This window comes from Photorhabdus heterorhabditis (assembly GCF_001280945.1).
GTDB classification, from domain to species: Bacteria; Pseudomonadota; Gammaproteobacteria; order Enterobacterales; family Enterobacteriaceae; genus Photorhabdus; species Photorhabdus heterorhabditis.
Genome location: NZ_LJCS01000099.1, coordinates 1 through 8,486 on the forward strand (window position 1 = coordinate 1; position 8,486 = coordinate 8,486).

The 8,486-nt window shown below is 39.6% G+C and carries 7 protein-coding genes and 2 pseudogenes; 1 reads left to right on the top strand and 8 read right to left on the bottom strand.

Annotated elements, in window-relative coordinates; translation table 11 throughout:
• The 3 genes and pseudogenes from AM629_RS23700 to AM629_RS19865 all read right to left on the bottom strand — a co-directional run.
• Nucleotides 1-110, bottom strand: a pseudogene (locus AM629_RS23700) (IS110 family transposase); the annotation flags it as partial.
• A 281-nt stretch (nt 111-391) separates the two neighbouring features.
• On the bottom strand, nt 392-1,078 hold the full coding sequence (locus AM629_RS19860) for a helix-turn-helix transcriptional regulator (RefSeq protein ID WP_054481377.1): 687 nt from the start codon (nt 1,076-1,078) through the stop codon (nt 392-394).
• Nucleotides 1,079-1,110: 32 nt separating this feature from the next.
• A complete protein-coding gene (locus AM629_RS19865; RefSeq protein WP_054481380.1) occupies nt 1,111-1,800 on the bottom strand; it encodes a PAS domain-containing protein in 690 nt (229 codons plus the stop codon).
• Nucleotides 1,801-2,444: 644 nt separating this feature from the next.
• Between AM629_RS19865 and AM629_RS19870 the strand changes: the two genes are divergently transcribed.
• Nucleotides 2,445-2,672: a helix-turn-helix domain-containing protein gene (locus AM629_RS19870; RefSeq protein ID WP_054481382.1), complete on the top strand. Its 228-nt coding sequence runs from the start codon at nt 2,445-2,447 to the stop codon at nt 2,670-2,672.
• 244 nt (nt 2,673-2,916) lie between these two features.
• On the opposite strand, the gene AM629_RS19875 is transcribed toward AM629_RS19870, so the two are convergent.
• The 5 genes and pseudogenes from AM629_RS19875 to AM629_RS19890 all read right to left on the bottom strand — a co-directional run bounded on the left by AM629_RS19875 (nt 2,917) and on the right by AM629_RS19890 (nt 7,913).
• Nucleotides 2,917-4,095 carry a MalY/PatB family protein gene (locus tag AM629_RS19875; RefSeq protein ID WP_054481383.1) on the bottom strand — a complete coding sequence of 393 codons (1,179 nt, stop codon included), beginning with the start codon at nt 4,093-4,095 and terminating at the stop codon, nt 2,917-2,919.
• Nucleotides 4,082-5,536, bottom strand: coding sequence for a Na+/H+ antiporter NhaC (gene nhaC, locus AM629_RS19880; RefSeq protein WP_054481385.1), 1,455 nt, complete (start codon nt 5,534-5,536; stop codon nt 4,082-4,084). Before nhaC ends, AM629_RS19875 begins: the two co-directional genes overlap by 14 nt.
• Before the next feature lie 162 nt (nt 5,537-5,698).
• Nucleotides 5,699-6,703: a LacI family DNA-binding transcriptional regulator gene (locus AM629_RS19885; RefSeq protein WP_054481387.1), complete on the bottom strand. Its 1,005-nt coding sequence runs from the start codon at nt 6,701-6,703 to the stop codon at nt 5,699-5,701.
• Between the two features lie 226 nt (nt 6,704-6,929).
• Nucleotides 6,930-7,091: pseudogene (locus AM629_RS24800) on the bottom strand (IS630 family transposase); the annotation flags it as partial.
• Nucleotides 7,092-7,238: 147 nt separating this feature from the next.
• On the bottom strand, nt 7,239-7,913 hold the full coding sequence (locus tag AM629_RS19890; protein WP_054481389.1) for a helix-turn-helix transcriptional regulator: 675 nt from the start codon (nt 7,911-7,913) through the stop codon (nt 7,239-7,241).
• Nucleotides 7,914-8,486 lie beyond the last annotated feature (573 nt).

The window sequence follows — 8,486 nt, forward strand, 5'->3', positions numbered from 1 at the left end:
TTAGTTCGGGTGAATTTTTTACGCAGCAACGCTTTTCCTGATTGATCCTGACAATGGATATGAAAGGAATGCTTGCCAAGATCGATGCCAATCAATGCGATAGTGTTCATGATGGTGGCCTCTTAAATAAAAAATAAATCACACGCTGTCAATATATTGCTAACAGGGTGAGGGCGGCCATCTCATTAGTGTGGGGCATTTATGTAGCAAAGCAGCTAAAGAAGTCACTTTAACGTATAAGTATTCATGGGCCGATAATGGGTAATAGTCCGGTTGAGTTGCCCACTTTACCGCTAAATAACTCAAGTGCCCCAGACTTTTTTATGCTCTCGCATTGTGTTGATAATCTGAGGCGGTATCGTATAGTTCTTCATAAAAAAGCCGTGATAATTTAAAGAAACATGCTGCTTTCTGGGCACACAAACCTTTCTGGTACATAGAGATCAAAATCATTAAGGCGACAGTATTCTTCCAATTGTTGAGCAGACCGAATACCAACCTTTCTGTATATTTGTGCCGTATAGTGTTCAACAGTACGATAGGAAATATTTAATATTCTGCCAATTTGTTTACTGGTATATTTATGTAAAGAGAGAAAAATGACATCCCATTCTCGTGGAGTAAATAAACGAGTCGGTGGTTGAAATATAATAGATGCAGGGAGTTTTCCATAGAATAGACGGGTTAATGAGAAATCCTGGGCTTCCCGTCCATGGAAAATGACGCCGACACATTCGTTTTCATCATTATATAGCGGGTATTTTTCACAAAAATGAGATGATAAAAATTTATCTTTGCCATACATATGTGTTTCAAGCGAACATACTGTTGCTTCGCTCTTCATTACACGTTGATCATGAAGAACAAATTCCTTTGCAAACTCAGCGCCATCCCAAGGAAGTTCATAATCATACCTCCCTTCGTAATCAAATGAATCTGGAAGATTTTCAAGATGTTTAAGTGCTAGATTGCCATAAATAAAGCATGAATTTTTATCTTTGATCCCCCAGGGTTCATTACTTTGCTGCATTGTATTAATGATCTGAAGTGAAATATCAATATTATTAATTTTTTTCATAATCGAATCCTATTTTTCAGTTAATAATGAGCCTATAATTCTTTGTTACCAACAGTGACAAATCTTTCAGGGACATAGAGATCAAGTTTATGTTCTTTACAGAAATCCTTTAATTTTATATGGAATGACAAATTGAATTTTTGGTAAATTGACTGAATATGATTAACAACATCCTCTGTATTCATCATTAATGCTTCGCTGATACTTTCTTCATCCATTGAACGCAGAGTTAAAAAGAGCACTTCCCACTCAGTTTGCGTCAGTATGTCGTTAGGCGGAATGAATTCCAGCGTCGCCGGAGAGGTTCTTTCATAGTAGTAAGCTGTAGAAAAGTTTTGAGGTTTGTACATATGAAAAGTGATCCCAATACAATTACTATTTTCATCATAAAGTGGATATTTATCACAGAGATAAACTTGTTTAACTTTATGTTCTCCAAATGGGTAAGTTTCCATTGAAGTGACTCGTTGCATAGTCTGAATAACTTTTTGATCCTGGCGGCAAGATTCTTCTTCATATTCTGCCATAAGTGAAGGTAATTCACCTGTAGTCAGCCCTGCAATATCGAAATCTTCAGGTAAGTTAAGCAGTTGATAAAAAGCGGGATTGGCATAGATAAACCTTGATTGCAGATCTTTAGCTCCCCAAGGTTCATGACTTTTTTCCCACATATGAATTAATTGCGGAGTGATATTATTTGGTTTGTTCTTCATATTTAACATTGTAACTCCTTAATTATTATTAAGTTTATTATCTGAATGAATTGTTTTCTGGTGATACATAAAATAACTTAACTATATAATATTGATATTGCAAATAGATCATCGTCATTATCTGACGTGTAAAGTGAGATATCGATATAATGCGTCTCAGTTTCTACGACAGGCGGCACATCTCCGCGTCCACGTAATATTGACATTGAGGCATTCACTGATTGAGTCTATGTACTTGGTGTTGTTGATTTTCTCCCAAAAAACTTCGAAATATAACCACTTTGCACGCCGATCCGTTAGTTGGTGTCATTTTTCGTAACTGAAGAGCTTCTTTAAGACGTTCGTTAAAGTATTTCATACCCTTTCAACATTTCTAAAAGGAACTAAACTTTTTAAACATTCTCGTATCCGTGAAAGAACATTTCTGAACAATTAAAGTTTATTTATGACCTTTTTGTCGTTAGACATAACATTTTCTTATTCGGAGAATGTTTGGCTGTACTTGGCGGGATTTAACGTCTTAGCACCGCTATTTTTTTGTATTCCGCATCAGTGCGGACTCAGGGAAAAATGTAACAGCATAAAAATTTCAATCTGAAGAGAATATGAATATAGCACCTTGAACAACTAAACTGAGAAGAGGAGAAGAAGGAATGGTGGTAAAAAACGACTGGCACCCAGCGGATATTATTGCAGCACTTAAAAAACGGGGAACATCGTTGGCGGCGGTTTCAAGAGAAGCAGGGCTTGCATCATCTACTTTATCAAATGTTTTACACCGCCCATGGCCCAAGGGAGAGCGGATTATTGCTACCATTTTAAATTGTGAGCCTTGTGAAATATGGCCGAGCAGATATTTTAAACATGAACTTCTGATATAAAAATCAATGGGAAGAAACTTATTACTGGAAAATTTTCTTGTGGAAATCCCCAGGTACGATAATAGAATTAAAACAGGGCTATTAACGCCCTGTTTTGTCATCGTGCTCTAGTTAAAATATATATATCAGTCCCAATTAAGCATGTTTGTCATAGTGAACTCTTTTCTGTATTAATGGGTTGGTCTTTTATATTTTATTGATATTCCTCCCTATATTTCTGTAATTTCGCAAACATCCTTTTATCTTATAGTGTCAACTGCGCTAAACCGGTAATTGCCTTTTTAAGATATTCACGAGGGCAACCTAAATTTATCCGAATAAATCCTTTTCCCCTATCGCCAAAATTCCGTCCGATTGAAGCGGCTATTTTAGCTTTTTGTAGCAAGGCCAACTGGAGAGCATCATCATCCAGACCTAAACCGCGACAATCCAACCAGGCCAGATATGTACCTTCCGCTTTGATCATTCGGCACAAAGGAACGGCAGACGTTAAAGCCTGCTCGAACCAGCAACGGTTTTCCGCCATGTAATGCTGTAATTCATCAAGCCATACATCCCCATGTTGATATGCGGCTGTGGCCGCAGTCATTGATAGCGCGTTGAATACATCTAGTCCATGCGCATTCAACCGCTCAATAAAGGCACGTCGAAGTTCGGGATTGGGAATGAGAAAATTTGATATGCGGAGTGATGAAAGTCCAAATGTTTTACTTGTTGAGGTCGCGGCAATGATATTGTTATGCCATTCATTCCCCAAATGCAGTATTGAGGTGAATTTTCCCCAAGGCAAAATTAAATCAGCCCAAATTTCATCGGAAATTACAGTCGTACCGTATCTTTTGCAGAGTATCAATATTTGGAGTAATTCGTCATGATTCCAGCATCTACCCGTAGGGTTATGCGGGTTACATAACAAGAGCAGAGGCGGTCTGTGTTGCTCCAACATCTGTTCCAGATGATCATAATCAATTTCATAACTTTGCAAACTTTCAAGAAGCGGGTTTTCAATCATCACCCTGTCGTTCATGGTAATAATTTTGGCGAATGAAGCATAATAGGGCCCTTGTACAACAACACCTTCTCCCGGTTTACTCAGCATCTGTATCAGTAAAGCCAGCCCAGGTATGACACCTTCTATTGAAGTGAACCAGTCGCGGTATAAGGTCAATTTATGGCGTCTCGAAAACCAGTCTATTGCCGCTTGGTAATAGTGATCGTTGCGTTCGCTATAACCGAAAATGCCGTGGTCAACTCGGGTGTGTAGTGCTTGCTGAATTTCTTCCTGGCATTGGAAATCGAAATCAGACACCCACATTGGAAGCAGGTCAGTCTTATCTAAGTGCAAGTCACGCCCTAAAAAGTCCCACTTAACAGAGCCCGTATTATGGCGATCGATTATCTGATTGAAATCAGGCGGTTTCATGTTGAATTTCCTTATTCTTCTGGGACTTTTTTGGTGTAACTCTTGCGATACCAAAACCGGTAAAGCCATAAATAAGAGCCAAGAAGACGGCAGCATAGCACTGGATAGCCCAGGGCAGTAGCTCAAGCGTACTGACACCCAATGTAGTTGCCATATAAATGCCGGCAGCCGTCCAAGGGATCAACGGTTCTATGACGGTACAGCCATCTTCTATTGTCCGTGACAGATTTTTATTATCCAGTCCCATACGACAATAAGCCCCTTTGAACAGCTCCGCCGGGATGAGGAGACCCAACTTTCCGTTGCAGGTGGCACCCGTTACCAGAATAGTTGTTGCCAAGGTTGCAGTGATAAGTTGCCCTGTTGTATGAACAACTTGTAAAAGCTGGTTAATGATGACGGTCAGGGCGCCAGTAAGTGCTAAAGCACCGGCGAACGCGAATGCACAAAATGCAAGCAGGATGGTACTCATCATCGAAAACATGCCACCACGATTGAGCAGACGGGGAACATCGCTAACGACTCCAGTGATGTTGTGTCCCTGATCAGAGAACATAGAGAGATTGAAACCGTCTATCAACGCATTAAGGCCCTGTTTAAGGGTGAGTCCTTGGAGACCTATGCCGATCGCAATAGCCAATGCACATGCGGCCAGCATAACGGGTATCACCGGACGTTTTGTTATTGCGCCCCACAAAACCAGTACCGGCGGAAAAATCAGTAATAAATTAAAGTGATAGAGGTTTTCAAGGGATTGAACGATGTCTGTGACTTTTTCAGGTGTTGCGATGCTACCTACCGAGCTGGTATGACCAGCGATAAGATAAACAATCGCCGCTAAAATAAAGCTTGGGATAGTGGTATACATCAGGTGTTGGATATGGCTGTAAAGATCGGTGTCGGCGACGATGGCGGCGAAGTTAGTTGAATCAGATAAAGGTGAAATTTTATCGCCGAAATATGCACCTGAAACAACTGCACCTGCGGCGGCAGCCAAAGGCACATCAAGACCTGCCGCTACCCCCATTAGGGCAACACCCACCGTTCCGGCTGCACCCCACGATGTTCCAGTGCAGACTGAGATAACGCTCGTGATAAAGAAGGCGGCAATGAGTATATATTGCGGGCTAATCAGTTTTAATCCCCAGTAAACCATATAAGGTATGGTTCCGCTGATCATCCAGGTTCCGATGAGTCCCCCTACGCAAATCAGTATCATGATTACCGGCATCGCTTTAGCCAGCTTTGCCACAATAGCCTCGATAATGTCATTCCAGCGATAACCTTGCCAATATGCTAAGGTAGCTGCTATTCCTGCTGATATGAGCAATAGGGATTCGATGCGTAAATTCAGTTGACCGTATCCAATAACCAACAATAAGAGCATTGCTGCAATTGGCAGTATAGCAAGTCCCAAATTAAGCTTTTTCTTGTCATCCATATTTTAAAACTCCAGTTCCAGATGAATTGTTGAAACAGAATAGAATAATGAATTTATTTTGAATGCGATGTGACAGATGTTACTTGTTCATATAATTGATTTCATGAGATATGAAATATGATCTGTATATCATTTTACTCTTATGTTTATGTGTGATGCTTTTTATTTCTCTATCAGAAAAACGGAATCTCTGATGACAAGTTCGGCTGAGAACATATTCATTTGTGGAACCACTTCTTTTTTGGCATTGAGTTGTAACGCCAGATTAGCAGCCCTCTGAGCCATTCGTTCTATTGGGTTGTGTACAGTAGTTAAAGATGGATAGAGATATCGGGCCGGAGCAATATCATCAAACCCAACAATCGACAGTTGTTCCGGTAATTTGATTTTCCGTTGATGTAGGGATCGCATCATACCGGCAGCCATAACGTCATTAAATGTTACCGCCGCAGTAAAGCCGATACCGCTGTCTAAAAGCTTTTCTGTCGCCAGTTCCCCACCTTTTTCGTTGAATGGAACGCTAATAATCCACTCGCCAGGTACTGTGATACCCGCATTAGTCATTGCAGCATGATATCCCTCCAGGCGGAGCCTTCTATTATCAATCGGTAGATCTGCTGTTACACAAGCAATTTTTCGATGACCGTTTTGCAGAAGATAGTGAGTAGCAGCCTGAGAAGCACTGACATTATCTAACCAAATGCACCTGTTGGCGATGGCAGGGAAATATCGATTGATAATCACCAATCCTGGTGTATGCGCTGCATAACGTAATACATCTATGTCACTCATTCGGCTGATATGCGCTACTATCGCTTCGCACCCTTGATTGATTAAAAAATCTAAGGCAGACTTCTCAAGTTCAGCTTGATATCCTCCACTACAAACCATCAATTTTACCCCTTTTTTCCTGGCAATTTTTTCAACCCCACGTGCCAAAAGGGAAAAAAAAGGATCAGCTAGATTACCAGTGAGTAAACCCAACATATTCCCGCATCGTTTTGCCAGGGCAAGTGCAGCAAAATTACGGTGATAATTGAGTTCGCGCATGGCTTTTTCTACACGTTCACGGGTGCCTGGTTCGACGTAAGCCGTGTTGTTGATAACGCGGCTTACAGTGGCTACGGATACCCCAGCTTGATATGCTACATCTTTCATAGTGGTCATGCTCTTTCCTCAGCAATCATGTAAAATAAATCATATCCCAATGAATAGAATAAGAGCGGTTGGGAGTATGAATTGGATTCTCAATATACCGACGATAAAGATCTTAACAACCCAATCTACGATCTAGCTTTGAAAATGAGTTATGAAGCTAGTTTGCGTCATGGATTTTTTGAGTGTCATATTCTGTCATTTACCTTGATTAAGTGACAGAATATAAATAAGCTATTCATAATAGTGATACACCCATTTTTATCATTCTAGGTTGTCGCTGTAACGAAAGCGCCTTCATGAACTCTTCCACATATTTAAGTAACTGTTGCACATACTGACAGCAATGATTTCGTGTTACCGTTTCATGTAACGATTGCCACAAGCGTTCAATCTTGTCCGGGTTTTATGGATAAATTTTTTCATCTGATGTCATTCATTTCGGGGTATTATTTGACGATTAATCAAATCGCAAAAATCGGACTGAGTTCCTTTCAAATGATCTACTATTTTGAAATCTTATTTATATAGAGCACAGGGATCATGCTTAATCCAAAAGAAAATGGTTCATAGATTTAAAGTATTTGGGTGGAATATAGAGGTCATAATTATTTTCTGCGCAAAATAGTTTCAATTCAATAATTGATCCGATTGATAATTTCTCATAGATACTTTGGAAATACTTTTCCACGGTACGGCATGAAACTTTCATTTCATTAGCAATGCATTGACTACTGATGCCGCGGCAGAATAAAAAGATTATTGTCCATTCTTTTTCTGTCAATATATGATTAGGAGGTCTAAGCTTAACAGATATAGTTGTATCATTTTTAATATAATGATGTATTGAAAAATGATTTATTTCTTTAATGTGACCAATTATCCCCATGCATTGGTTATTTTCATCTATGAATGGGTATTTCTCACAAAAATAGGACTTAAGTTGTTGGCTATCGCTTTGAAGATAAGTCCCAATAGATGATATTCGTTGCATAGCCTGTAATACTTTACGATCATGTTCTTCAAAAAGGTGAGCCAGATGATTAAACGGTATAGGTAACTCTTTAGCCGTACACCCCTTGACATTAAAGTGTTCAGGTAACTTACTTAATTTAATAAAAACTTTATTTGCATATATAAAACGAAGTTTCTTATCTTTTACAAACCATGATTCATGACTTCTATCCCACATATTTATTAACTGAGGGGTAATTTGACTCATATAGGACCTTCAATAATTATTGAATATAAAGGGAAAAATATTTCAACAATCAGCAAGAACAACTATTTGTTCTATAGGGAACGATTCCCTTATATACTCGTTATCTTTCAAGTTGCCTCTTTGTTGGCTGCACTCGCTCACCCCGGTCACATCGTTAGCTATGCTCCCGGGGATTCACTCCCTTGCCGTCGCGAAACATCTTGAAATCTATTGGGTATAACTAGAAGTTATAGTATTGCTATGATCTCAACAGTATGAGTGTCCCCTGATTAAGATTGTTCTTAATCATACAGTTCAAACTCCAGTTTCGAATTGTTGTTACAATAGAGTAACGAATTCATTTAAGGTAGAATGTGAGAAGCGTTTGCTGTTCATGTAACCGGTTTCATGACGTGTGAAAATGTGATTTATATATCAATTTTCGATCTTGCTTATAGGAGAGCATAAAAATCTATGGTCGCCCTCGTTTTTGCAACACTCATTTTGATGAATTTTGGGCTTGCTTAAATCTATCCGGCGTCACTATAGGCAAGGAACCTTCGCCTCGATGAGTTCCGCGCCTGATGAACCTTA

Excerpts from the sequence above, each read along its gene's own strand:
- AM629_RS19885 (WP_054481387.1), bottom strand. The coding sequence starts at position 6,703 with ATGACCACTATGAAAGATGTAGCATATCAAGCTGGGGTATCCGTAGCC.
- AM629_RS19870 (WP_054481382.1), top strand. The coding sequence starts at position 2,445 with ATGGTGGTAAAAAACGACTGGCACCCAGCGGATATTATTGCAGCACTT.
- AM629_RS19865 (WP_054481380.1), bottom strand. The coding sequence starts at position 1,800 with ATGTTAAATATGAAGAACAAACCAAATAATATCACTCCGCAATTAATT.
- AM629_RS19860 (WP_054481377.1), bottom strand. The coding sequence starts at position 1,078 with ATGAAAAAAATTAATAATATTGATATTTCACTTCAGATCATTAATACA.
- nhaC (WP_054481385.1), bottom strand. The coding sequence starts at position 5,536 with ATGGATGACAAGAAAAAGCTTAATTTGGGACTTGCTATACTGCCAATT.
- AM629_RS19875 (WP_054481383.1), bottom strand. The coding sequence starts at position 4,095 with ATGAAACCGCCTGATTTCAATCAGATAATCGATCGCCATAATACGGGC.
- AM629_RS19890 (WP_054481389.1), bottom strand. The coding sequence starts at position 7,913 with ATGAGTCAAATTACCCCTCAGTTAATAAATATGTGGGATAGAAGTCAT.